Origin of the sequence: Pedobacter jamesrossensis (assembly GCF_042650905.1) — a bacterium.
GTDB classification, from domain to species: Bacteria; Bacteroidota; Bacteroidia; order Sphingobacteriales; family Sphingobacteriaceae; genus Pedobacter; species Pedobacter jamesrossensis.
In genome coordinates this window covers 69,774-96,506 of record NZ_JBHSBY010000140.1, presented here as the reverse complement: position 1 = coordinate 96,506, position 26,733 = coordinate 69,774, and the positions used below count along the sequence as shown (strand labels likewise).

Here is a 26,733-nt window from a genome sequence, read left to right as displayed (position 1 = left end):
CGATTGCTGAAACCGAAATAGCCAAGGGACAAAGACGTAAAATACAAAGCAAAAAAAAAGGGGGCCGTATCATAAAATTAAATTATGATACGGCCCCTTTTTTTTGAATTTTAATTAAAAAAATCTTTAAATACGCTTATTACAGGATTTAGATTTTATTTATATTTAATAAATTTTCTCATCATTTAATGATAGCACTTTACTCTGAACAAGAAAGGTTTAATTCTCTTGTTGATGCATCGCCAATGCCAACTGCAATTTACAAGGGGAAAGATATGGTTATTAGTATTGCAAATCAGGCAATGCTCGATTTGTGGGGCAAAGATAGTTCTGTAATTGGTAAAACACTAAAAGTAGCAATTCCAGAGCTAGAAGGACAACCATTTTTCGGTATTTTAGATAATGTTTTTGAAACTGGTGAAACTTATTATGCTAAAGAATCGAAAGCAGATTTGATTATAAATGGTAATCTGCAAACCTTTTATTTCACTTTTACTTATAAGCCTTTAAAAGATAGCGATGGACATACCTATGCCATTATAAATACAGCGGCACATTTAACTGAATTAGTTGCAGCAAGAAAAGAAATTGCAGAAACACAGGAACGACTAGCTTTTGCCCTTCAATCTGCAGGTATAGGAACCTGGGATTTAGACCCAATAAATAATAGAGTAAATTGGGATGGTCGTTGCCAAGAGCTTTTTGGCTTTGCCGAATCGGGCGAAATTAAGTATGAAGATGTATTAAGTTGTATTCATACTGACGATCAAAAGAGGGTTAATAGAGCTGTTTTAGCGGCTATTAATCCCAGAAACGGGGGTTATTATGATATTAAGTTTAGAACGGTTAATGCAAAAAACAACCAATTAAGATGGGTGCATTGCAAAGGAAAAGCTTATTTTAATGATGAAAAGGTAGCTTATAGATTCGCTGGTATTGCACAAGATATTACAAATGAAGTTATTGGAAAGCAGCGGGAGCAGCAATTAATGAGTTTGGTAAGTCATAATGCAGACCATATGACCGTTGCAGATATGCAAGGCAATCTGATTTATATGAATAATGCTTCAAGAAATCTCTTGGGCGTAGATTTAGATGCTGATGTTACCCAAATGAGCGCCCGAGATTTTTATACACCTGAAGAATTGGATCGGGTTCAAAATCACATTATTAAAGAAATTAGTGAGGAATCTGGTTGGAAGGGAACAATTTACCTTAAAAACTTTGCTACAAAAGAAATTATTCCTTGTACCGTAAATTATATTTTAATTAAAGATACAGAAACAGGCGAAATAATTGGTCGGGGTGCAACTGCAAGAGATTTGAGGCCAGAACTAAGAGCAAGAGCCGAATTACAACGTGTTGCAACTATTGTAGATAGTAGCGAAGATTTTTGTAATTATTGTGATATAAACGGTAATACACTTTATATTAATCCATCAGGAGTAGAACTAATAGGAATTGATGAAGATAAAATAGTGAAGAGTAATCTTTTTGATTATCATAGTGCAAAAACTAATGCGCTAATCAAAAATGAAATTATGCCTGTTCTTATCGAAAAGGGAAAATGGTCTGGCGAATTAGAGTTATTACATCAAAAGACTGGAGAGATAGTTCCTATTCATAAGCAGCTATATATGATAAGGGAAGAAATTACTGATATACCTGTTGCTATCGCCGGGATTGCGAGAGATTTGCGCCCAGAATTATATGCCCGAAAAGTTTTAAACGATAAGAATAATGCACTTCAGGCCTTAGTTAACGAATTAGAATTTCTGGCCAACACGGTACCTTCTGTTGTATGGACAAGTAAGCCAGATGGTAATTTAGATTACATTAACCAAAGGTGGTATGATCAGAGTGGAAAGACATTAGAAGAAACAATGGGGGCGAGTTGGATAGATACAGTTCATCCTGATGATTTACCTTTCGCATTAAAATCTTGGCAGATTGCTTTAAAAACTGGAAAGTCTTATGAAATTGAGTTTCGATGTATGACTAAACATGGAGATTATCGCTGGTATCTGGTAAGAGCTTTGCCTTTAAAAGATATTGAGGGAAAAATTGTTAAATGGTATGGTACAAATACAGACGTTCATCATCAAAAAGAGCTAGAACAGCAAAAGGATAATTTTTTAGGGATTGCAAGTCACGAATTAAAAACTCCTGTAACAAGTTTAAAGGCTTATGCCCAAGTTATGGAGGCAATGTTTAAACGTTCTGGCGATTTAAAAAATGCAGATCTTTTAGGGAAAATGAATAAACAGGTTGATAGGCTTACCAGCTTGATTAAGGATTTGCTTGATGTAACTAAAATTAATGCCGGCCGTTTGCAATTTAATAACGCTGGGTTTGATTTTAATGAAATGGTTGAAGAGGTTATTGAAGATGTACAAAGAACTTCGAGTAAGCACATAATTGTTAAAAAATTAAATTTTAACAAAGAAATTTTTGGAGATAGGGAGCGTATTTGTCAGGTGGTAACCAATTTACTAACAAATGCAGTAAAATACTCGCCCGATGCTAATGAAGTAATTATATATACCGAAGACCACAACACAACGGTTCAGGTTTGTGTACAGGATTTTGGCATTGGTATAAGCAAGGAAAAAACAGATCATGTTTTTGAACAGTTTTATAGAGTAAGCGGGAACAAAGAACACACTTTCCCTGGTTTGGGCTTAGGCTTATATATTTCATCAGAAATTGTAAAAAGATTGAATGGTAGAATTTGGGTTAATTCGGTTGTGAATAAGGGATCTACCTTTTGTTTTTCAATTCCAGTTAGGCAAGAAATACCATTTTAAATTATACTTTTCAAACAAAATTACCAAAGCTGCGGTTATAATTTTATGGATAAGCCGAAGCATTTAGATAAAAAGAAAATATCTTTTAAAGGAATTTGGGAAGTTTTAAAAGCATCATTTAGTGGTTTTAGTAATCATAAAGTAACCAAATTAAGTGGTTCTTTAGCTTATTATACCGTTTTTTCGATGGCTCCATTATTGGTTGTAATCATTTCTTTATGTGGTATATTTTTAGGAAGAGAGGCTGCTGAAGGACAAGTTTATCAACAGTTAGCAGGGTTTTTGGGTAAAGATACCGCGCTTCAAATGCAAGAAATTATAAAAACAGCATATTTAAACGGTAAGAGTACAGTTGCATTTACAATCGGTTTAGCTACTTTATTAATCGGTGCAACAACTGTATTTGGCGATATTCAGGATTCTATAAATACCATTTGGGGATTAAAACCCAAACCAAAAAGAGGTTGGTTAAAAATGCTTCAAAATCGTTTTCTATCTTTTTCGGTAATTATAAGTCTGGGATTTTTACTGCTTGTTTCACTCTCAGTAACTTCAGTTTTAGATGCTTTTAGTTCCCGACTTCAGGCAAGGTATCAAGATGTTTCTGTAGTCGTTTTTTATATTATTAATCAAGTTGTGACTCTGGTTGTTATCTCCTTAATATTTGGAGTGATTTTTAAAGTTCTGCCCGATGCGATTATAAAGTGGCGTGATGTAATTTCTGGTTCAATTGTTACCGCAGTTTTATTTATGATTGGGAAATTTGGTATCTCATTTTACATAGGCTCAAGTAATGTAGGGAGCACTTATGGCGCTGCAGGTTCATTAGTTATTCTTTTGCTTTGGACTTATTATTCTTCTATAATTTTATATTTCGGGGCAGAGTTTACTAAAGCCTATGCAATTGCTTACGGCGCCGAAATTCATCCTTCTCATTATGCAGTAACAACAAAAGAGGTAGAAATAGAAACAGGAAGTAATTCTATTCAGGATAACCATCCTGAAATAAAAGTATAATTACGAACCCCAGGCCGTAACTATTATTTTTCTTCTACCTCCATAATTTCGATGCTCACATAAATAAATGCCTTGCCAGGTGCCCAACGCCAAATTACCGTTTGTAATTGGAATGGTAACAGAATTACCTAGCAAAGCAGATTTTAAATGAGCTGGCATATCGTCAGAACCTTCATAATCGTGTTCGTAATCCGGATCGTTTTCTGGAACGGCTTTATTAAAATACATTTCAAAATCGATTCTAACAGTAGGATCCGCATTTTCATTTATTGTCAGCGAGGCTGATGTATGTTGAATAAAAACCTGGCAGATACCGATTTTTATCTGCTTTAACTCCGGAAATGCATTAACAATTTCTGACGTAATTAGATGAAATCCTCTTTTACGTTCGCTAATGGAAAATGATTGCTGGTATATCTTCATTAACCAAAGTTAGCGAATAGTTGTTTTGCTTTAGAGGCATAAATCTTATTGCGCCGTAATTAGTTTTTAACTGCAAACATTAGCGATAATGTCCTTTAATCCAATGGCGACCACCATATGGACCGATTTCATAATGTCCTGGTACCCAATGTGCCCTTGGCGCACGTGTTCTTACAACACAAGAGCTAAAATTTACTACCATTGCTAAAAGCAAAAAATATATCATCTTTTTCATCGTATAAACCATTTAAATTCCATTGATTAAATTTTATAATTATGACCAATGCGAATAACCAAGGTTTAAAATCTTTTCAAGTTTTTTTACAATCATCAGTTGTATTAGTAGCAGTCGATAACCCTGTTTTAGGGTTCTTAATAAGTTAAAAACAATACAGTTTTTACAATAGAAAAAGCTTTCGCCATGTACAGATATATAATAATTAATTTTCTTACCTAAATGTTAGTGCATTTCCCTTTTTTGTTTCGTCCTTTCTAGAGTAGTCTAGAACCGAAGCTCAACTAAGTTAAATCTTTGAACGTTGTAATAAGTATAGGCTCAAAGATTTCTCCATTTCGCTACATTCCAGTCGAAAGGATACGTTGCTATTTACACTTGGTGGAAAATAATTCCGTTCTTTCTTTACTCAAACCTGTGCAATTCAGTGCAGAATAGTTTATTTAGATAAAGGAGTTATAAATTTCAGTATTAATTGAGTTTTTAAATATCGTATAAATATATTTGCGATGTATGATTTCGCTCAATGCACAAATCACTAATCAAATCTCAAATTTTAACCAATGAATAAATTCGAAAGCCGTTACGCTCAAAGTCCTAAAGAAGTTAAACAAATGGATACCGCTGCTTTGCGGGATAATTTTTTAATAGAAAATGTTTTTGAAGCAAATCAGGTAAACTTAACTTTATCTCATTTTGATAGATATATTGTTGGCGGAGCAATGCCAGTTGACAAAAAATTAGATCTTCCAAATCCTGATGATTTAAAAGCAAATTACTTTCTAGAGCGTAGAGAGCTTGGCATTATCAATGTTGGAGGTAAGGCCATTGTTACTGCTGATGGCGAAAAATTTGAATTAGATTATAAAGAAGCTTTATATATTGGAAAAGGAACGAAGGAAGTTTCTTTCGAATCTGCAGATTCTTCACATCCAACAAAATTATACATTAACTCAGCTCCAGCGCACCACACTTACCCAAACAAAAAGGTTAGCAAAGCTGATGCAGAAATTGTAGAATTAGGTACGCCAGAAACAGCTAATCATAGAGTAATTAACAAGCTTTTGGTAAACAGCGTTTTGCCAACTTGCCAATTACAAATGGGAATGACTGAATTAAAATCGGGTAGTGTTTGGAATACAATGCCTGCACATACGCATGATAGAAGGATGGAAGCTTACTTTTATTTTGAAGTTCCGCAAGGACAAAGTGTTTGTCATTTTATGGGGCAACCACAGGAAACCCGCCATATTTGGATGCAGAACGATCAAGCCGTAATTTCGCCTAACTGGTCAATTCATTCGGGGGCAGGAACCAGTAACTATACGTTTATTTGGGGTATGGCTGGCGAAAATTTAGATTACGGCGATATGGATCACTGTGCAATACCAGATTTAAAGTAATGCACCTGTTGTAATGTGGAATCAAGCTTAGCTTGTTTTCGGATTCAAATAGCTGAGAAAAGTAGGATTTTTCCTCAGCTATTTCTTTAATTAAAATCACGACTAATAAAATAACCCAAAAAAAATGTCAATAAATACATTTAGTTTAGCAGGTAAAACAGCCCTTGTTACAGGTTGCAAAAGAGGTATTGGTAAAGCTATGGCTTTGGCTTTAGCCGAAGCAGGTGCCGATATTATTGGTGTATCTGCAAGTTTAGAACTTCAGGGTAGTAAAGTAGAAGAAGAGGTTACTGCCTTGGGTAGAAAATTTTATGCTTATCAATGCGATTTCAGCAAAAGAGAAGCAACCTTAGAATTTGCAAAAAAGGTTAAAGCTGAACATACTGTTATCGATATTCTGGTTAATAATGCAGGTACTATTTTACGTAAGCCAATTGCAGAACATCCCGATGAAATGTGGGATGAAGTAATTGCGGTAAACCAAACGGCTCCATTTATTTTAACCAGAGAAATTGGTAGAGATATGATTGCCCGTGGAAGTGGTAAAGTTATTTTTACCGCATCATTATTATCATTCCAAGGTGGGATTACAGTTCCGGGTTATGCGGCAAGTAAAGGTGCTATTGCATCACTAACCAAGGCATTTGCAAACGAATGGGCATCTAAAGGCGTAAATGTAAATGCAATTGCTCCAGGTTACATAGCTACCGATAATACTTCTGCATTGCGAGAAGATCAGGAAAGAAGCACTTCTATTTTAGCTCGTATTCCAGCGGGACGATGGGGAACCCCTGAAGATTTTAAAGGACCAACATTATTTCTTGCCTCTAGTGCAAGCGATTATGTACATGGAACAATTTTAACCGTAGATGGCGGTTGGATGGGAAGATAGATGATTTAAAAATTGGCAAATTTCAATTACTGTGTGAATTGAAATTTGTCAATTTTTAACTGAAATTTTAATATAGATTATAAATCTCTTTGATGTCTTTTAGAATTGTATCGAAATCAATTTCCAGATCAATCAATTTACCTGTTCTGATATCAAAAACCCAACCATGAACGGTTAATCCACGCTCAGTAATTGCCTCTTGTACCGCTGCGGTTTTAAGTAAATTTACACATTGCTCTTGTACATTCAGCTCTACCAGTCTATCATAGCGTTTTGCCTCATCGGTAATTGCATTTAACTCATCTTTGTGCGTACGATAAACATCGCGTATGTTTCTTAACCAAGGGTTCAAAATCCCCATATCTGCTGGTTGCATAGCGGCTTTAACACCACCGCAATTATAATGGCCACAAACAACAATATGGTTTACTTTTAAATGCCTAACAGAATAGTTTAAAACCGTCATAACATTTAAATCAACATTGTTAACCAGATTGGCAACATTACGATGAACAAATGCCTGCCCAGGTTGGATACCCATTAAATCTTCTGCTGTTACACGACTATCGGAACAGCCAATATATAAAAATTCGGGACTCTGACCTTTCGATAAATTTGTGAAATATTCGGGGTCGATTGCTAATTTTGCAGCAATCCACTTTTCATTGTTTTTAAATACGTCTTCTACTTTCATTCGTTTAAACTTTAAAGGTTTTATTTAATAATTCTTAAGGTTTTAAAGCCAGGATTTTACTGATGTAAAATTAAACAAGATTTCTCAAAATGATAAATCACATCTCTAAAATCAATCTAAAATTAACAGTTTAATACTTTAAATGTTTGCTCATTAAACAATTAATCCAACCTCTCTAATAAACCTTTAAAATCGGCTGTATCTATTAAATTCTTAGTTTTTAACTGCTGTAAAGTTCGATTAAAGCTCCTAACCGAAATGCCTAAGTATGCTGCCATATCTTCTTTCGATATTGATATCTGCTCATCCGTTTGGAGTTTTAATAATTTTAATAAACCGTACTCTAAAGTATAAAGTTGTTGAAAAGATGCTCTGGTACTGGTTTGAATTATCCGAGTAGATAATTCTTGAAGTAATATTTTAGTAAACTCCGTGTTTTCTTCGATTAATTTAAAAAAGAAATGATCAGGAATTGCGTAAGCAATAACGTTGCTTATAGCTTCAACATTGCAAAGGCAACTTATTTTCTTTAAAGCTTCAAGCTCCCCTAGAACTTCACCACTACCCAAAAATTCAATAATAAAGTCTTTTCCATTTTCTTCAGAAATAAAGCATTTAGATATTCCTTCTTTAAGAATATAGATATTTCTAATTTTTTCACCTTGCTCAATAAATCTGTAACCTGCCGGAAATGATTTCAAAGTGATGCTTTTACGGTATTCGTTTTCTGTATAAAAGTGTTCGATAAATGATAAAAGGGCTAGGTTTGTACGTAACATATTTTCAATCAGGACAATTGTCCTTTCGTTTGTTTACCGGTTGATTTAACTTTGTGGAAATAAAAGTAAGCATAACCATGAATAATAAGATTAGTGTAGTAGCTTTTGATGCAGACGATACACTTTGGGTTAACGAACCTTATTTCCGTGATACTGAAGAACAGTTTGCGGGTTTATTGGAAGATTTTTTACCGCACCATAGCATTATAGCAGAATTATATAAAACTGAAATAGCGAATCTACCACTGTATGGCTACGGTATTAAAGGTTTTATGTTGAGTATGATTGAAACCGTATTGAAAGTTTCGGATGGTAAGGTAAAGCCTGAAGTAATGCAAAGGGTAATACAACTGGGACAAGAAATGCTAAATAAACCAATAGAGCTACTTGATGGGGTTGAACATGTTTTAAAATCGTTATTCGGCAAATATAAACTAGTTGTTGCAACAAAAGGCGATTTGCTCGATCAGCAACGTAAGCTAACAAAATCTGGTTTAGACCATTATTTTCATCACATCGAAATTATGAGTGATAAACAGGAAAGAGATTATCAAAAGCTTTTAAAGCATTTGGATTGTAAGCCGGAAGAGTTTCTAATGCTCGGTAATTCCTTAAAATCTGATGTTTTGCCCGTCTTAAATATTGGAGGACATGCGGTTCATATCCCTTACCACACAACATGGGTGCACGAACATATTGAACATACCATTGAGCATCCAAATTTTTATCAGATGGAAAGCCTGTCTGAAATTTTACCAAAATTAAATATATGAGAGAAAAAATAGATATTAACAGCTGGCAAAGAAAAGACCATTTTAATTTTTTTAACACTTTCGAAGAACCGTTCTTCGGGGTTACTGTCGATGTAGATTGCACATCAACCTATCACGAAGCAAAAGAAAATAACGTTTCTTTCTTCTTGCTTTATTTGCATAAATCTCTTATGGCTGCAAATCGTATCGAAAATTTCAGTTATCGGATTATTGATGGTGAAGTTTGGAAATATGATGAAGTTCATGCTGCGGCCACAATTAATCGCCCTAACGGAACATTTGGTTTCGGTTATATGGATTTCTACAACGATTTTAATGAGTTTAAAACTCATGCGATAAAAGAAATAAAAAAGGTAGAAAATACTACCGGGTTAATTCCATCTTCATCAGGAGAGAATGTAATTCATTATTCTGCGCTGCCTTGGTTAAATTTCACCTCGCTTTCTCATGCCCGTAATTATTCATATAAAGACAGTTGTCCTAAAATTTCTTTCGGAAAAGTTAGAGATGAAAATGAAAGAAAAATTATGGCAATTTCTGTACATGCAAATCATGCCTTAATGGATGGATTTCATGTTTCGCAATTTGTAGATTCTTATCAGGAATTACTTAGCAAAAGAGCTGTTGGGTTGATCGAAGACTAATATTGAAATTTGTTTTTTGCTTGCCATCAGATTTAAAGATTAATTTTGATTTGCTTTAGACAAACTATTTGCTATTTTTGCCAAACTCGATAATTAAAAATTCGGGGGATTAGCTCATTTGGCTAGAGCGCTTCGCTGGCAGTGAAGAGGTGATCGGTTCGAATCCGATATTCTCCACAGGTAACCCAAAGTCACTGAAAAGCAGTAATTTAACTGCTTTTCAGTTTGATAACTCTACCAAAACTCTATCAGTAGAAAAATCTGACGGCAAAAATCTTCGAAAAGCAAATTGTATAAAAACGGATTCTGTTTCTGAAAAAAAAATCAACTCAGATTGTAAAACTCGAAAAATATTCCCCTAAAAATAAATCTACAATCGATGGGGATGCCCAACATGATGCCCAAAGAAATTGGTCGACTGGATCTATTTTCGGTTCTATGGATGTTCCAGAATATGATAATCAATATTTTAAGTATATGTATTTCGTAAAATTACGATTAATTAATTGTGAGTCAATTTTATTTATCGTAATATTGCGATATTAATTATGGGACTTACTAAAACAGAAATATTCACGCAAGAACAAAATGAGATTTCAACTCTTTTGAAAGCAATCGCCCATCCTGCAAGAATTGCGATTTTACAGCAAATTATATCGGCTAATGCCTGCATCTGTGGCGATCTTGTTGAAGAACTGGGCTTAGCGCAGGCAACAATTTCACAACATCTGAAAGAACTTAAGAATGCAGATATTATCAAGGGAACGATTGAGGGTGTAAAAGTATGCTACTGTATAGAACCAAAAACATGGGCGCTTTTGCAGCGCCTGTTTGGCGACTTTATGGCTTCCTATATTGATCCAAAGGGCTGTTGTTAGCCCCTTTTTTGAGTAAATTCATCGTAAAATTACGATATATAAATAGAGATAATATGAAACTATCTGAAATCAAAACAATCTTGGCAACAGCTGAAGCGGTTAATTTCCAAGTAGAAAACGGAGAAACCGTACCTGAACATTTCCACGTAACTGAAGTGGGTATCATTACCAAGGACTTTATCGACTGTGGCGGAAAAGTGCGACATGAAAAGGTCGCAAACTTCCAATTATGGGATGCAGATGATTACGAACACCGCCTAAAGGCAGTTAAACTGCTAAACATCATTTCACTTTCCGAGAAGCTATTGGGAATGGAAGACCTTGAAATAGAAGTAGAATACCAGTCTGGAACCATTGGTAAATATGACCTTGGTTTTGATGGAACGAATTTCCTTTTACTTGCCAAACAGACTGCTTGCCTGGCAAATGAAGCCTGTGGGATTCCTGAAACACCAAAAAATGGAATGGTTAATCTTGCTGGTGTGGCGAACAGTTGCACACCTGGTGGGGGGTGCTGTTAACCCGCCTGTTATGGAAATAAGAAATCTATTGCCTTCGGACTGGGCTGCTGTGAAATCAATTTACGAAAAAGGCATAACCACAGGCAACGCAACTTTCCATACCAGCGCTCCATCTTGGAAAGATTGGGACACTTCTCATCTTCAGAGTTGCAGGATTGTTGTCGAAGACAACGGAATATTGGTCGGATGGGCGGCATTGACACCTGTTTCTTCACGCTGTGTATATGCAGGCGTGGCTGAAGTAAGTGTATATGTTGAACCGGAACGATCAGGAAAGGGCATTGGACTAGCGCTTTTGAATGAGCTAATAACTTTAAGTGAAGCTGATGGGATATGGACGCTGCAAGCGGGGGTATTTCCTGAAAATATTGGTAGCCTTCGCATCCATGAAAAGGCAGGTTTCAGAACCCTTGGTATTAGGGAAAAGATTGGCAAACAGAATGGGGTCTGGCGGGATACAGTGCTATTGGAAAGAAGAAGTAACAAGATTATTTAATCAAATAAATTTATGACGAAGATATTAGTGTTATGCACTGGAAACAGTTGCAGAAGCCAGATTGCAGAAGGCTATTTAAGATATTTTGCTGAAGAAAAGGCTGAGATCTATAGTGCAGGAATAGAGACCCATGGTGTTAACCCGAAGGCGATTGAAATCATGAAAAGGGATGGTATTGATATCTCCGGCCATACCTCGAACAACATTAATGAGTATCTGGATATCGATTTCGATTATGTGATTACCGTTTGTGATCATGCAAGGGAGAGCTGTCCATATTTTCCAACCAATGCGGTAAAGCTGCATTATAACTTTCCAGATCCTGCAAAAGCTATTGGAACAGATGAAGAATTCATCGAAGCTTTTCGTGAGGTAAGGGAAATGATAAGGAGGTACACCCATAACTTTGTTAACGAAAACTTGAAGCGGTAAGATGTCAGCAAATAATTGCGCACCTGTTGTTGAACGAAAAAAACTTGGTTTCCTTGACCGTTATCTTACCCTGTGGATATTCATCGCAATGGGTATCGGTGTAAATATTGGATACTTTATACCATCATCGTCGAACCTTATCAACTCCTTTTCGAGCGGGACAACCAATATACCATTGGCAATCGGACTGATACTGATGATGTATCCGCCACTTGCAAAAGTGAAATACGAAAAGATGGGCGAGGTATTCAAAGATACCAAGGTGCTTACCGTTTCATTGGTTTTGAATTGGGTCATCGGACCACTTCTGATGTTCTTTTTGGTCATTACTTTTTTAAGGGGTTACCCAGAATATATGGTCGGTTTGATCCTGATCGGACTTGCCCGTTGCATCGCAATGGTCGTAGTTTGGAACGAGCTCGCAGAAGGGATTGGCAGAATTGGCAGCAAACTAGATAGAAACAGGTATCAGGGTTATCTATGGGGAATGGGCCTTTCAGGTGGTTATGTGGAAATGGTTACTGAAAAATTTGGACTAGAAGCTTCAGCAGGAGTTGGCTATTCCATTATGAACCATGAGGTATACAACTGTTCTCATTGCGGTTCTAAAATTGGTAAAGAACACCGCACGTATTTTGGCCCCACAAAACTTGCAGTTTCATTGATTTACAAACTTAATTAAACAAAACTTCAAGCATTTTAACGAACCCAAAAGGTATCGTTCGCTTTGCCCTACATAAATAAAAAAATAAATATTAAAGAAATGATAAAGAATATTAAAATGAGCGCCTTATGCGTACTCTTGGCCGTGGCCGTTGTGGCTTGCAAAAAAAATGAAAAAGAGATTAATGTACCTGATACTTTTACGGGTGCAGAAGCTAAACTGCAACTATCAGTTACGGCCCCGAAACTAGTTACTTATAGCGCCAATGAGCTCAGTAGCTAAAAATTGTAATGTCTGTTTCCATTAAATTTATTCCTATTATGACGGGCTTAACCTCCTGCGGTTTTTTTTAACCAGTAAAAACGACTTAGTTTTAAAATTTCAGTTTTTTTGGTTTAACGTAGCGAGTAGAAAAGCCAAAATGACTGTCCCTCTTCGTCATTTACAAATTGTAACTCAATCATTTGATTACTAACTCTAATTAGGGACAATTCAAAATTTGCGACAAGGGGTCAACATTTCATGGTTTATCCAATTTTGGCTATTTACAATATGTAGGTGAATACCTCAGTTTTAAATAAAAAAGGGACGCAATTTCAACATTAACAGCCACCTGACTCTCGTAGATGCCAATAGATAATTTATCTATTGCTGTAAAAAATAAGTGTGCGAAAATGATAGTTCTTAAATTTTACATTGGGATCTGGCATCAATTGGCTACATTTATTTTTAATCATTACAAAATGGAACAAGGAAAAGTTAAAATGTACAACGCCGAAAAAGGTTTTGGATTCATAAATCAAGATGCTGGAGGTGAAGATTTATTCGTACATGTTTCGGGAATTCTCGAGAGGGATTTGAAGGCTGGAGATATTGTAGAGTACCAGACCGAGCAAGGTAAGAAAGGATTGGTTGCCATTAATGTCCGTAAAGTCTAACTGGTATGTGAGAGAATACTCAACAAGATTCGGGAAGTAGAATAGTAATTCGGTGCATTGGATTTCAAAGCTAAATTTGTAGCTCTTGGTATGATTAAATGGTTTACCATACCATTGATTGATTGTAAAAAGGAAAAATAAAGTTTAGGCTGCTCAAACCAACTAAGTTGATTGAGCAAAAAAATAAAATCTTCAACAGCGTGATTCTAATTTTAAATAAATCGATTTAGGGTAACGTTACTGCTACTTTTTATGCTCGATATTAAAAATTTATATATTTGAGTTTGCAACCAAATTATATCAATAAGCATGAAAATCCCTAAGAGAAATCTATTAAGTTTAGCTGTAATTTTGTTGCTTTCGTTAAATGTGATGAGCCAATCTCCATTTAACTACTCCAAATATGTAAACACCTTTATAGGTACTGCTCCGCTAACCGACTCGAAAATTTTAGGCTACGAATTACCTGAGGGATGGCGTTCCTGGGCGGGCTTAACTTTTCCTGGAAGTTCACTGCCAAACGCGATGGTACAGTTGAGTCCAATAACTGAATACGGTTCTGGCGCAGGTTATGAGTATGAAGATTCTATTATTTACGGATTTACACACACGAATAAAGGGCACTGGAATTTCTGCAATATTCCCATTTTACCAATGTCGAATCCGGGTGCTAAATTTGGTTCCAGATTTTCTCATAAAAATGAAAGTGCAGCTCCGGGTTTTTATCGAGTTTATTTAGATGATTATAATGTTAATGTGAGTTTAACTTCAACATTAAGGGCTGGTTTTCATAAATATGAATTTAAAAACAACATAAACAGACAGATACTTTTCGATATGGGTAAAGCCAACAGCCGTGTATCAACCTGGAACATAGAGCAGGATGGAAGTAATGCGATTAAAGGTTTTCAGGGTGGAGAGAACGTATATTTCTATGCAATTTTAAATACCAAAATAGAAAAACTCGATAAAACTGAAGAAGGTAAGCCTAGCGGATTTGCGGTTGCTCATCTAGCAAATAGAAATAGTGATCCTGTGGAACTTAAAATAGGTCTTTCCTTTGTAAGCGCAGAAAATGCAAAAGAGAACTTACTTAAGGAAATCGGGAACAAATCATTTAATGAAATTCGGAAAGAGGCGACTCAAAAGTGGGAAACAATATTATCTTCAATACAGGTAAAAGGCGGAACGGAAAAGCAAAAAGTAATGCTGTATTCTTGTCTTTACCGTTCGTTTTTATGGCCAGCCTTGCGGAGCGATGTTAACGGCGAATATACCGATGCGAATAGAAAAGTAGTTAAATCGGATTTCAGGTATTATACAGAACCTTCTCTATGGGATACCTATCGCAATAAAGATGTGCTTTTGGGGTTAATTTCACCCGATGTTACACTTGATGTTATTAAATCGATGAAAGATGTTGGTGATAAAAAAGGCTTTATTCCAACATTTTTTCATGGCGACCATGGTGCTTCCTCTATTGCTGGTGCATATTTGCGTGGCATCGATAACTTTGATATCAAAGGCACCTATCAGATTTTGTTAAAGAATGCAAATACACCAGGCGGTGCACGCCCCCATATAGAAGAATATATTGCAAAAGGTTTCATTTCCGAACCTGATATTAAACATCCAAACGTTGAAACCAAAGCTAGTGCGGGTGTTTCCAAAACATTAGAATATTCTTATGATGACTATTCAGTCGCTCAAATCGCTAAGAAACTAGGTGATACTTCGAACTATAGAATATTAATGGCAAGGTCGAAAAACTACAAGAACATGTTCGACCCATCAACCCGTTTTATGCGTGGTAAACTTGCTGATGGAAGCTGGATAACTCCTTTCAATCCGCAATTTCCATATTATGAGTACATGTACAGGGAAGCAAATGCCTGGCAGGTTTCGTTCTTTGCTCCGCATGACATGAAGGGCTTGATTGAATTATATGGTGGTGCAAAAGGCTTTGAATCGAAGTTAGATTCCTTATTTACCGTTCCATGGAATCCAAATTACATTGCCAGAAATGTTGAGACAATGATTGGGCAATATTGCCATGGAAACCAACCCGACCATGAAGCACCGTTTTCATATCACTTTATCGGAAAGCCCGAGAAATCGCAAAAGATTTTGGATAATATATTAAACAATTTATATGGAATTGGCAATGAAGGCCTGGCTCTTTGTGGTATGGATGATGCAGGTGAAATGTCTTCATGGTATGTATTTAGTGCTTTGGGGTTGTATCCTTTTTCAGCGACTGATGCAGAATATATTGTAACTGTTCCTTTATTTGATGAGGTGAAGTGGCGAACAAGTAATGGCAAATACATAACCATTTCAAAACCTGGAAAGGGCCGAGATATGACTAATATTAAGGTTAATGGAAAAGACTTGAAAGGGTACTTTGTTTCTCACGATTTATTTAAAAATGGAGGGAGAGTAGATATTCTGACGGATGAAAAGACAAGGAATTGACCAATCAAAAAATGATGGGATTTTATTAAGTTTTATGTAACCAAGACATGATTCGAAACCTGTTGGCCACTTCAATCTTATAATAGCCAGAATGGTTACAAAGTTGGTATCTTTGATGATTATGGGAAACCAACTGTCACAATAGATGGTTTGCTGCCCTAAGTATAATTAGCTGATAATTAATAAATGCTATTTGGCTATTTCTTACCTTTTTTATGAAAAATAAACTTTCTAAAATCTCCTTCCTTTTTAATCCGAAAGTAATCTCGGGAATCAAAAAAGCATCACTAATCTTGTTATTATTAATGCCAGCTATTAGTTTGTTTAGTCAATCTAGAAAAGAAATATTACTAACAGATGGGTGGAAATTTTTCAAGGGTGCTAACGAAATCGCATACAGAAAGGATTTCAGCGATAAAACATGGAAATCTGTTTCTGTTCCACACGACTGGGCAATTGAAGGCCCTTTTGATAAGGAAATTGATAAACAAATGGTTGCTATTGAGCAAAACGGAGAATCAAAGCCTTCTGAAAAAACTGGTCGCACTGGAGCGCTTCCATATATTGGTGAAGCTTGGTACAGAAACACTTTTCGTTTGCCTGCTTCTGCAAAAGATAAGCGTATTATCTTGCAGTTTGATGGCGCCATGAGTGAGCCAAAAGTATATCTAAATGGCATTAAAGTTGGCGAATGGAATTATGGCTATAATTATTTTTATATAGATGTTACGGATCAGATTCTCACAGGAGAAAGTAACATATTAGCAGTACATTTAAAGAATAGGCCAAAGTCATCAAGGTGGTATCCCGGAGCCGGTCTTTATCGAAACGTTCATATAATAATTAAAGAAAAGCAAAGTATAGAACAGTGGGGAGTAAGTATTACAACTCCAATTGTTTCAGAAGCCTTTGCCAAAGTAAATATTAAAACAAATATTACAACAGCCGGTGCTAAACTGGTTACAGAAATATTAGATAGAGCAGGGAAAGTTGTAGCTGTCGATACTGCAAAAACTTTTTTTGGCACACAGGCAGATCAAAACATTAAGATTCAAAACCCAGGTCTTTGGAGTCCTGAAACCCCAAACCTATATACTGCCGTATCTAGATTATATAATGGTAATAATTTGTTAGATGAGGTGACCACGCGTTTTGGCGTACGCGAAATCAGTTATTTAGCTGGAACTGGTTTTAGTCTTAACGGTAAGGTGCGTAAATTTAAAGGTGTTTGTCTTCATCATGATTTGGGACCGCTTGGAACAGCAATTAATATCGCTGCGCTGCGCAGGCAACTCATGATATTAAAGGATATGGGTTGCGATGCTATCAGAAGTTCGCACAATATGCCATCATTAGAGCAACTTGAATTATGTGATGAACTTGGCTTTATGTTTCTTGCTGAAACTTTTGATGAATGGGCGAAACCTAAAGTTGAAAATGGCTACCATTTATTTTTTGATACTGATGCCGAAAAAGATATCGTTAATTTAATAAAGGCAACCAAGAATCATCCAAGCATTGTGATGTGGAGCGCAGGTAATGAAGTACCCGATCAATTTGGGGCTGAAGGCGTAAAGCGGGCAAAATGGTTACAAGAAATATTTCATAGAGAAGATCCTACACGTCCGGTAACGGTTGGGATGGACCAGGTAAAAGCCACAATGGCTTCTGGCTTTGGGGCATTGCTAGATATTCCCGGACTTAATTATCGCGTGCATTTATATGATGAAGCCTATAAAGCATTTCCGCAAGGGATGTTATTAGGCTCTGAAACCGCATCTACGGTAAGCTCTCGTGGGATTTATAAATTCCCTGTGCTAAAAGGTAAAAATAAAACTTATGATGATTTCCAAAGCTCTTCTTACGATTTTGAATGTTGTGATTGGTCGAACCTGCCAGACGATGATTTTGTAATGCAGGATGATAAGCCATGGGTAATCGGTGAGTTTGTATGGACTGGATTTGATTATTTAGGTGAGCCGACTCCCTACGATGAAAGTTGGCCTTCTCGTAGTTCATATTTTGGAATGTGCGATTTGGCTGGTATCCCAAAAGATCGTTATTACCTTTACAGAAGCAGGTGGAATAAAGATAAACCAACTTTACATATGCTTCCTCATTGGAATTGGGAAGGAAGAGAGGGACAAATTACTCCTGTTTTTGTGTATACCAGCTATGATAGTGCAGAGCTTTTTTTAAATGGAAAAAGTTTAGGGATTCAGAAAAAAAATAATTCTAGTCCACAGAATCGGTACAGGCTAATGTGGACTGATGTAAAATATGAACCAGGTACGTTGAAAATAGTTGCTTATGATAAAAATGGGACAGCTGTTGCAGAAGAAACAAAAACAACAGCAGGCAAACCATATCGTATCGTGTTAGATGCAGATCGCAAAGAACTAACTGCCGATGGAAAGGATATTTCTTTTATTACTGCATCTGTTGTTGATAAAAATGGAAATCCATGCCCAACCACCACACAAAGATTAAATTTTGAGGTAAAGGGTGCAGGTGCTTTCAAAGCCGTTTGTAATGGCGATGCAACCTCTTTGGAAATGTTTGATAAACCTACTATGAAATTATTTAGTGGTAAACTAGTCATATTGGTGCAGTCTGGCAAAATACCAGGCGATATTATACTTAAGGTTAAAGGTAGCTCTCTTAAAGAAGGTGAGTTAACTTTAACATCTCAAAAATAGCTGGTACTTCTTCTGTAATTTTAGTATAGAAAATTAAACCAATTTATTATTTTAACATAACATCAAGGTATACAGAATGACGGCCATAGGTTTCATAAAAAGGCTTGAAAACAACATCACCAATGGTGAATTGCAACTGTTCAGGATCACCTTTAATTGATTTGCTTATATCCTCAGCATCGAGTGTTATTTTACGCCATTCTTTTCTTGCCTCCGGTTCTTGTGCTGCAAGCAGTATTGGTCCGTAAAATAAACTGGCTATATTTTGCTGATCCATTATCGGATCGAGGTGAAATTGGAAAGGCATCCTCAACTCTACAATATCTCCATTTTTCCATTTGCGGTTTATTTTTAAATAACTGCCAGGTTCTGCCTTAATTTTTTGTTCTTTACCATTAATTTTTACAAAAAAACCTTTTGTTGCCCAACCTGGCACCCGAACATTAATATCAAATTTTCCATTGCCATTAATGGTTAAACTGGTGTAGTCTTCTTTTGGGAAATTGGTTTTTTGAACAATGGTTATATCACGTTCTTTCCATTTCAACGTTGATGGGATATAAAGATTTACATAAAGTGCAGAGTTATCTTTACTCTTAAAATAAATTGAATTTTGTAGCTTGGTACTGCTTTCCAATGCTGTTCCATTACAGCAAGTAAAGCCGGTCATGTCTGCATTGCCAAATTGTTTAACAACACCTGGTCTTAATGATACATGATAAGTATTTGCTGGGCTATCTTTGGCAACAGAAGCAAGGATATGATTATACAAGCCACGCTCATAATAATCCATTAACTCTCCACGCTGATCGAAAAGGAACAAGTTGCCGGTTAATTTTAACATGTTATAAGTTGCACAGGTTTCGTTTTGTCCTCCGTCAGAGAAACCGTTTTCATAAAGGGTACTGGGCTGACTGATAAAACATTCTGCATTAGCAGGGTTTCTGGCTCCGGCAACTCCTCCAATGCTGTACATATAATCGCTAACAGCTTTTTGCCAGAAATTGTCGGCGATTTTATAATATTCTGGATTATGAGAAACATTGTACATTTCTATACTCCCTACAATTTGAGGGATATGCTGATTGGCATGCAATCCACGAAAGAGATCTACATTTTTTGCCAATCCATGAGAATGGTTTGCATCACCAAAAAATACCTTTACATTATCAAATAATTGAGCTGTTTTTAAATATTTTTGATCACCAGTAATCTGATACAATCGAGCCATAGAATCGTTCATGCCCCCGTATTCGCCGGCAATATAGGTATTCCACATTTTGATAAGTGTTTCTTGCGGTAATTGGCTTAAACGAGCATAAACCCAGTCGCCCATACTTGTTGCTATTTCTAAAGACTCTTTATTGCCGCTCACCTCGTAAACATCTATTAAACCAGCCAAAATTTTATGCAAAGTGTAATAAGGTGCCCAAACCTGGTTTTTTTGCCCTCCGTATTTGGCGCCTTTTTCTAGCATGATAAATTGATCTGGAGGATAGGCACTTATAAATCCTTTTCCCCAATTCCAATAATCATTGCGAATTCCAGCTTCACTTATATCTGAATCATATTCTGATTTTCCCGGACCAAACGGAACAGCAGTAGGATCGTAAACATTGGTTGTGCTGGGTGTTTTTGGCTTTCCTGATAATTGTGATAGCTCAAATAAGGTGTTTATCATATATTCCATCTTTTGCTGGAAAATTGATTGAAGCGCTTTATCATATCCTGTACTAGCATAGGCTTGTGCAATTGCCGTAAGGTAATGTCCTGTAGCATGACCTCTTAATTTAGTATCTTCACTATCCCACACTCCAAGAGGCTTTGTTCCAGCAGGTTGTTTTTGGCCAAAAGCCTGACGAAACATATACAAAAATGAATTCGGATCTGTTTTGGATAAGGTTTTTATAAACTTATCTCGATTTTCGATGAATTTAGTTTCGTGCCCCATCGCATCGTCGTCCAGCGTAACTTGATTTAAATCAAATGCTTCAAGATTAGAAGAAGGAGCAGTTTGCTTGTTAGGTTTTTTTATGGTTATAAATGCCTTAGGCTTAAAGTTTGTTCCGGCAATGCGGCCTGTAACCGTATATTTTCCAGGTTTGAGAACCGCATTATTATCTACATCAGCGGGCCATAGCACACGAACTTTTGGTCCGTTAAATCCGTTTTTATAAGTTCCCTGTACTAAAGTTGGTAATCTGGGTAAATTTCCTACCTCTGTCTCAACTTCAACATCGTTAACTTTTACTAAATAAGCATTATAGAGCTGCGGTTGGTTTGCATCAAAGTGTTGCAAATTATCCTCGCGTTTATCAACATTTACTGCACTTTCTTGATTTCCTTTAAACGAATTTTTATATATTCCAGCAATTTGGCTTTTACTCAGTGGAACTCGGTAAATACGAAAATCATGTATCATTGCATTAAGGTTGGGGTCGCCTTTAAGCAAAGATTTTCCGATATACAGAAATTTGCTATCTCCTTTTTGTTGACTAAGTACCGGGGCTAATTCAGCAGGAATATCTTTGGCTTCACTCACAGGTTTACCGTTCACATAGCTAATCATGGTTTTCGAGGGAATATCGATTACAACGGTAATATAAACCCACTTATTTAATTCTATGGACGAAGAAATTGCCCCATTTTTATTCCCTTTTTCATTTGTTATCAACGTTTGATAACCTTTTTGTATAGTAGTGCCAACAGGTGCCGCAAAAAAATGTTTTGTAGCATCTTTCCCAAAATCAAAAAAACGCTGGCCAGTTTTATCCGCACGTAAATAAAACCATCCCGATATGCTAATCGACTCTAAATCTGTAAAGGTTTCTCCTGGTAAGGTAATAAAAGAATTTTCCTCTCCAGAGAGCGACAAAACTTTTCCAAACCGATTATCATTTACAAAAGTTATTTCTGTGCCTTGAAATTTTCCATGTAAGTTATTCCGAGACCAGTCTTTCACATCTCCATTAAATAAATATCTGGCAATCATCCCGGTTTCACCAATGCCGTCCAATATCTGATCTCCATTTTGGGCACTAGCTGTATTATTACCCTGAATAAAAATAATAGCTAAAACGATGATGCGCAGGAATACTTTATACATTTTCATACTTTAATCTTTTTCGGTAATAAACCTTGTGTTTTTAGTTTATTAAATTTTTATAAAACTAGTAGGAAATTGCGCTTATCTATAAGTTTATTTTAGCTAACAAACACATAATATTAACAGGTAATAGCTTTCGCTGTGAAAAAAGGTTTTTTGCAAATTGATGATTTTTAAAAGTAAATCAGAGTTTTGGCAATATCTAAAAGTATAAATAAGCATCAATTGCACATAAATCGCATCCTAATTTCTGCGCCTAAATTTTAGTTAAAAAGAGTGAGGGAATGATATTACATATCAAAGCGCTGTAACATTCCTGTTAATTTCTGGTTAATACGTGTTAAAATCATCGCTCAATTTGGTTTTTGAGAAGACTAGCTTTGGACTGACCAATAACTAAATTGAATACAATGACCAAACTAAAAATTACTCTATTTACAATGGCTATGCTCTGTTTTATGCAGATTTATGGTCAAACGGCTTTAATTAGCGGTAAAATTACCGATGAACTGGGGAGACCAATCCCTGGTATTTCCGTAAAAATAAAAGGAACTTCAACTGGCGTTTCTTCTGATGGACAGGGCGTTTTTTCAATTAAAAATGTAAATCCATCTACATTGGTTTTCAGCGGTATCGGCTTCCTGACAAGAGAAGTTGTTAACAATGGGCAAAGTAGTATTTCAGTTGTATTAACTGAAGATCAACAAAATCTAAATGAGATTGTGGTAACTGCCCTCGGTGTTAAACGTGATAAAAGAATTTTAACTTATAGTTCGCAAGAGGTAAAAGGAGATCAGATTACCCAGTCAAAAGAACCGAATTTGGTAAATGCTTTAGCGGGAAAAGTTTCAGGCGTACAAATTACAAGTTCATCTGGTGCGCCAGGAAGTTCTTCGAGAATTGTAATAAGGGGTGCGAACTCTCTTTATGGTAATAATGAAGCTTTAATGGTAATTGATGGTATTCCAGTTAATAATGATGAAACTGGTAACCTGAACTCTGGTCCTGGTACAAACAGGATTGCAGATTTAGATCCGAATATTATAGAAAGCATTAACGTTTTAAAAGGAGGTGCAGCGACAGCACTATACGGATCTGACGGAGCAAAAGGTGTAATCATTATTACTACAAAAGCCGGTAGCCAGAACAAAAAACCAACTTTAAGTTTTTCTTCCTCTTTTTCGATGGAAAATCCATTGTTGCCAGAAATTCAAAATAAATACTCACTTGGCTCTAATGGCGTATATTTCGATGGCGAAAATCAAAAAACAAGTACTTCATGGGGTGCTCGTATGGATACGTTGAAAATTAATGGCCAGCCAGCAAAGGTTTACGATCAATCTGATTTGTTTTTTAAAACAGGAAAAACTTACACAAATACTGTTGGTATTAATGGAGGAGGGGCGTTTAGTTCTTACTTTCTTTCTTACACAAATTTAGCGCAGGAAGGAACAATTCCATCAACATCTTTCGATAGAAACACGCTTTTTGGGAAATTTAGCACACAGATTGTAAAAGATTTGAATGTTACTTTCTCTTTAAATTATGCAAATACAAAAAATAAAAAAGTACCAGAAGGTTATGCGCTTGAAAGTCCGGTTTGGACAATTTTCTCGGCTCCGGTTTCATATGATTTGCAACCCTCTACAAATCCAGATGGAACCCAACGTTTATTTCGTTTCTCCAGAAATAATCCTTATTGGGTTACAGATAACATTAGCCAAACTTCTATAGTTAACCGTTTCTTGCCAACTTTTAATGCAGATTATAAGCCATTAAGCTGGTTAACCATTACCGAGCGTTTTGGTGCTGATGTTTATGTGGAGCAAGGTAAGTATATCGAGTCTTTATTATCAGTTTCAAATCCTAACGGAAGAATTGTTAACAATAACACAAATTTTAGACAGTATAATAACGATTTGATTGTTAGAGCCAATAAAAGTTTTGGAGATTTTAATATCGATGCATTATTAGGTAACAACTTAATCTCTACATATTCGCAAAATGCTTATGCCAATGGTTTAGGAATTACCATTCCTGGGTTTAATAATATTGGTTCTACATCAACTGTTAAGTTTACCGAAACGAGCTATCTTACTCGAAAAATAGGTTTTTACTTACAATCGAATATCGATTATAAAAAGTTTTTAATTTTATCACTAACGGGAAGATATGACGGTACTTCGGTATTGGCTAAAGACAATAGTTTTTATCCTTACGGTTCAGCTGCAACAAGTTTCATTTTTTCAAACTTCTTTTCGAAAGGATTATCTGATGTGATGAACTTTGGTAAGTTAAGGCTTTCGTATAGTACGGTTGGTAATGCTAGTATAGGCCCATATAGTTTACTTACACCATACGAATCTCAAACGATTAGAAACATCACTTTCCCTTATCAAGGACAATCTGGTTTCTTAATTAGCGGAACTTTAAGTGATCCAAATTTAAAAAATGAGCGAATTAATGAGTTTGAGGTAGGTTTAGAAACAGGTTTCTTCAAAAATCGTTTAGGTGTTGAGGTTACTTATTTCGATAAGAAAACTAAAAATGGCATTATCCCATCGGTTGCGTTAGCGCCTTCTACAGGTTTTAATTCAACTAGTGTAAATTCTGCATCAATGCGTAATAGAGGTATCGAGGTGTTAATAAATGCAAAACCTGTAGTTACCGAAAATTTTACTTGGGATTTGACTTTTAACTACAGCAGAATCAGAAATAAAGTGCTTTCTATCTATAAAGATCTTACTCAGGTTGGTAATGGTTTCACCTTTATTTTTGTTAACCAACCTTATGGTGTAATTTATGGTACCCGTTACGCTAGAAATGCAGCAGGTAAATTATTAACAGATGATACAGGGCTTCCATTTGCTGCCGATGAGCAAGGTATAGTTGGCGATATTAATCCAGATTGGATGGCTGGTATCGTTAATAATTTAAGATACAAGCAATTTACCTTTAGTTTCGCCTTTGATATGAAAAAAGGTGGTGATATTCAAAATAATGTGGATGGCTATGGCTATTTTTATGGTACACCCAAAGTTACAGAAGACCGCGGTCCTCGTGTTGTTGACGGTATTAATGCAACCACTGGTCAGCCTAATACGGTTTCAGTTTCTGGACAAGCTTATTACCAACGTGCAAATAGCGTTTTAGAATCTGTAATTCAGGATGGTACCTATGTTAAATTAAGAAACGCAAGTATTGGTTATAGTGTGAAACCATTATGGTTAAAGAAAACACCATTTAAAAGCCTCGGATTTCAGGTAACTGGTAGAAACCTTTGGATTTATGCACCTCACTTTACAGGTGGCGACCCTGAAGTAAGTTCTTTCGGTTCATCAAATGGATCGCAGGGTATTTATTCGTTCTCAACCCCAACGTCAAGGTCTATCGACTTTAGTTTAAAATTAACTTTATAGGCAATAACAATTAGAAAGAAATAACATGAAAAAGATATATTTTATTTTAGGTTTTGCTTTTATGGTAGTTCTTGCCGGATGCAAAAAGTACATAGATGTAAATGACGATCCTAACCGACCGATTGATGTCAAAGAATCGTTAATGTTGCCTCCAATTGAAATGCTGGTTTCACAGAATATCAATGCAGGTGGCGATGGAAACTTAAGTTTGATACTGCAGCAATACCTACAGGTAGCGGCACTTAATCAGGTCGCACCAAATTTTGGTACTTACCTTATGTACAACGTAGACATGGATGGCGATTGGAACAATGTTTATGTAAGAACACTTAATAACCTCAATCTATTAAAAGCAAAAGCAGCAGCTAGTGGTAATTCTAAATATTCGGCGATAGCTAAAATTTTAAGCGCTTACACATTAGGTTATGCAACTGATGCATGGGGAGATCTTCCATACAGTAAAGCTTTTATGGGTGTAGATGTTGCTAACCCAACTTACGATAGTCAGCAACAAATTTATGTTCAGATACAGCTTTTGCTTGATGAAGGTATTGCGGATATTGGTCGTAACACCGGACTTGCACCGGGTAGTGATGATTATATATATGCTGGCGACATGGCTAAGTGGAGAAAACTGGCATACACTTTAAAAGCTCGTTATTATTTGCATTTAAGTAAAGCACCAGGCACAACTCCGGCAGCTCAGGCACAACTGGCTTTAACGGCCTTAACCAATGGAATACAAAGTAATGATGATGATGCTAAAATTGCTTTCAGTGGTGCTGCAGGTGCTGAAAACCCTTGGCAGCAGAATTTTTTACCAGGTACAACTCTTGTGCTTGCTAATACTTTCGTAAATAATTTTACAACCAGAAACGACCCGAGATTAAGCAAAATGGTTAAACCCGCTAAGCAAACTGGCTTATTTACAGGCAGACAAATTGGTCTGGAGGATATTGGAAGTTTAGAGTCTTACTCAATCCCTTCTGATTTTTATGCAGGTGCAAATGCCAATAACTATTTGGTAAATTACACAGAAGCTTTATTCATTAAAGCCGAAGCAACGCTTGTGGTTTCTGGTTTTGCAGCAGCGCAACCTTTTTATCAAGAAGGTGTAAAACAACACATGATAAAAGTAGGCGTAAGTACAGCCGATATGAATACTTATATAGCCTCAAGAGGAACACTAACTTCTGCAAATGCTTTGGGTTTAATCATCGAAGAAAAGTCGATATCTAATTATCTTAATCCAGAAAATTATACCGATTGGCGCCGTACCGGATTTCCAGTTTTAGCAAAAGTTAAAAATGCATTATCAGATATTCCTAGAAGAGTTTTATATCCAAATTCTGAAATTACAGCAAACCCACAGCCACAGCAAAAGGCAAAATTAACCGATAGGTTATGGTGGGATGTTAATTAACTAAGTTTAAGTTAG

General features: G+C 36.1%; 21 protein-coding genes, 1 tRNA gene and 1 pseudogene. 19 read left to right on the top strand and 4 right to left on the bottom strand.

What is annotated here, in order from left to right; genetic code table 11:
* Positions 1-188: 188 nt before the first annotated feature.
* Both ACFOUY_RS17865 and ACFOUY_RS17860 read left to right on the top strand, forming a co-directional pair.
* Positions 189-2,807, top strand: a complete 2,619-nt coding sequence (locus ACFOUY_RS17865) for a PAS domain-containing protein (protein WP_378962586.1) — start codon at positions 189-191, stop codon at positions 2,805-2,807.
* Between the two features lie 45 nt (positions 2,808-2,852).
* Positions 2,853-3,824, top strand: coding sequence for a YihY/virulence factor BrkB family protein (locus ACFOUY_RS17860; RefSeq protein ID WP_378962585.1), 972 nt, complete (start codon positions 2,853-2,855; stop codon positions 3,822-3,824).
* Here the strand turns inward: ACFOUY_RS17860 and ACFOUY_RS17855 are convergent, their stop codons facing one another.
* On the bottom strand, positions 3,825-4,247 hold the full coding sequence (locus ACFOUY_RS17855; RefSeq protein ID WP_378962584.1) for a secondary thiamine-phosphate synthase enzyme YjbQ: 423 nt from the start codon (positions 4,245-4,247) through the stop codon (positions 3,825-3,827). It lies immediately after the preceding gene.
* A 798-nt stretch (positions 4,248-5,045) separates the two neighbouring features.
* Between ACFOUY_RS17855 and kduI the strand changes: the two genes are divergently transcribed.
* Together kduI and ACFOUY_RS17845 are read left to right on the top strand one after the other, a co-directional pair.
* On the top strand, positions 5,046-5,885 hold the full coding sequence (gene kduI, locus ACFOUY_RS17850) for a 5-dehydro-4-deoxy-D-glucuronate isomerase (protein ID WP_378962583.1): 840 nt from the start codon (positions 5,046-5,048) through the stop codon (positions 5,883-5,885).
* A gap of 124 nt (positions 5,886-6,009) precedes the next feature.
* Positions 6,010-6,777: an SDR family NAD(P)-dependent oxidoreductase gene (locus ACFOUY_RS17845; protein ID WP_378962581.1), complete on the top strand. Its 768-nt coding sequence runs from the start codon at positions 6,010-6,012 to the stop codon at positions 6,775-6,777.
* Positions 6,778-6,844: 67 nt separating this feature from the next.
* Here the strand turns inward: ACFOUY_RS17845 and ACFOUY_RS17840 are convergent, their stop codons facing one another.
* Positions 6,845-7,471, bottom strand: coding sequence for a carbonic anhydrase (locus ACFOUY_RS17840; RefSeq protein WP_378962580.1), 627 nt, complete (start codon positions 7,469-7,471; stop codon positions 6,845-6,847).
* A 161-nt stretch (positions 7,472-7,632) separates the two neighbouring features.
* Positions 7,633-8,250 carry a Crp/Fnr family transcriptional regulator gene (locus ACFOUY_RS17835; RefSeq protein ID WP_378962579.1) on the bottom strand — a complete coding sequence of 206 codons (618 nt, stop codon included), beginning with the start codon at positions 8,248-8,250 and terminating at the stop codon, positions 7,633-7,635.
* 77 nt (positions 8,251-8,327) lie between these two features.
* On the opposite strand from ACFOUY_RS17835, the gene ACFOUY_RS17830 reads away from it, so the two are divergent.
* The 13 genes and pseudogenes from ACFOUY_RS17830 (at position 8,328) to ACFOUY_RS17770 (ending at position 18,770) form a co-directional block, all read left to right on the top strand.
* Positions 8,328-9,023, top strand: a complete 696-nt coding sequence (locus ACFOUY_RS17830) for an HAD family hydrolase (protein WP_378962578.1) — start codon at positions 8,328-8,330, stop codon at positions 9,021-9,023.
* Positions 9,020-9,667, top strand: a complete 648-nt coding sequence (locus ACFOUY_RS17825) for a CatA-like O-acetyltransferase (RefSeq protein WP_378962577.1) — start codon at positions 9,020-9,022, stop codon at positions 9,665-9,667. Before ACFOUY_RS17830 ends, ACFOUY_RS17825 begins: the two co-directional genes overlap by 4 nt.
* A 103-nt stretch (positions 9,668-9,770) precedes the next feature.
* Positions 9,771-9,844: transfer RNA gene (locus ACFOUY_RS17820), tRNA-Ala, on the top strand.
* A gap of 371 nt (positions 9,845-10,215) precedes the next feature.
* Entirely contained in the window at positions 10,216-10,545 is a 330-nt protein-coding gene (locus ACFOUY_RS17815) for an ArsR/SmtB family transcription factor (RefSeq protein WP_378962575.1), read from the top strand.
* Between the two features lie 53 nt (positions 10,546-10,598).
* On the top strand, positions 10,599-11,066 hold the full coding sequence (locus tag ACFOUY_RS17810; RefSeq protein ID WP_378962574.1) for a DUF6428 family protein: 468 nt from the start codon (positions 10,599-10,601) through the stop codon (positions 11,064-11,066).
* A 10-nt stretch (positions 11,067-11,076) separates the two neighbouring features.
* Entirely contained in the window at positions 11,077-11,562 is a 486-nt protein-coding gene (locus ACFOUY_RS17805; RefSeq protein ID WP_378962573.1) for a GNAT family N-acetyltransferase, read from the top strand.
* A 12-nt stretch (positions 11,563-11,574) separates the two neighbouring features.
* On the top strand, positions 11,575-11,994 hold the full coding sequence (locus ACFOUY_RS17800; protein WP_378962571.1) for an arsenate reductase ArsC: 420 nt from the start codon (positions 11,575-11,577) through the stop codon (positions 11,992-11,994).
* A gap of 1 nt (position 11,995) precedes the next feature.
* Positions 11,996-12,424, top strand: a pseudogene (locus ACFOUY_RS17795) (arsenic resistance protein); the annotation flags it as partial.
* Entirely contained in the window at positions 12,425-12,676 is a 252-nt protein-coding gene (locus ACFOUY_RS17790; RefSeq protein WP_378962587.1) for a DUF3575 domain-containing protein, read from the top strand. It abuts the pseudogene before it with no gap.
* 99 nt (positions 12,677-12,775) lie between these two features.
* Positions 12,776-12,940, top strand: coding sequence for a hypothetical protein (locus tag ACFOUY_RS17785; RefSeq protein ID WP_378962570.1), 165 nt, complete (start codon positions 12,776-12,778; stop codon positions 12,938-12,940).
* 392 nt (positions 12,941-13,332) lie between these two features.
* Positions 13,333-13,596 (top strand): cold-shock protein, encoded by a 264-nt coding sequence (locus tag ACFOUY_RS17780; protein ID WP_378962569.1) that lies wholly within the window; start codon positions 13,333-13,335, stop codon positions 13,594-13,596.
* A gap of 309 nt (positions 13,597-13,905) precedes the next feature.
* Entirely contained in the window at positions 13,906-16,071 is a 2,166-nt protein-coding gene (locus ACFOUY_RS17775; protein WP_378962568.1) for a GH92 family glycosyl hydrolase, read from the top strand.
* A gap of 215 nt (positions 16,072-16,286) precedes the next feature.
* A complete protein-coding gene (locus ACFOUY_RS17770) occupies positions 16,287-18,770 on the top strand; it encodes a DUF4982 domain-containing protein (protein WP_378962567.1) in 2,484 nt (827 codons plus the stop codon).
* Between the two features lie 46 nt (positions 18,771-18,816).
* Here the strand turns inward: ACFOUY_RS17770 and ACFOUY_RS17765 are convergent, their stop codons facing one another.
* Entirely contained in the window at positions 18,817-21,876 is a 3,060-nt protein-coding gene (locus tag ACFOUY_RS17765) for a beta-L-arabinofuranosidase domain-containing protein (RefSeq protein WP_378962566.1), read from the bottom strand.
* A gap of 410 nt (positions 21,877-22,286) precedes the next feature.
* On the opposite strand from ACFOUY_RS17765, the gene ACFOUY_RS17760 reads away from it, so the two are divergent.
* Together ACFOUY_RS17760 and ACFOUY_RS17755 are read left to right on the top strand one after the other, a co-directional pair.
* Entirely contained in the window at positions 22,287-25,295 is a 3,009-nt protein-coding gene (locus tag ACFOUY_RS17760) for a SusC/RagA family TonB-linked outer membrane protein (protein WP_378962565.1), read from the top strand.
* A 25-nt stretch (positions 25,296-25,320) separates the two neighbouring features.
* Entirely contained in the window at positions 25,321-26,718 is a 1,398-nt protein-coding gene (locus ACFOUY_RS17755; protein ID WP_378962563.1) for a SusD/RagB family nutrient-binding outer membrane lipoprotein, read from the top strand.
* The last annotated feature ends 15 nt before the right edge of the window (positions 26,719-26,733 follow it).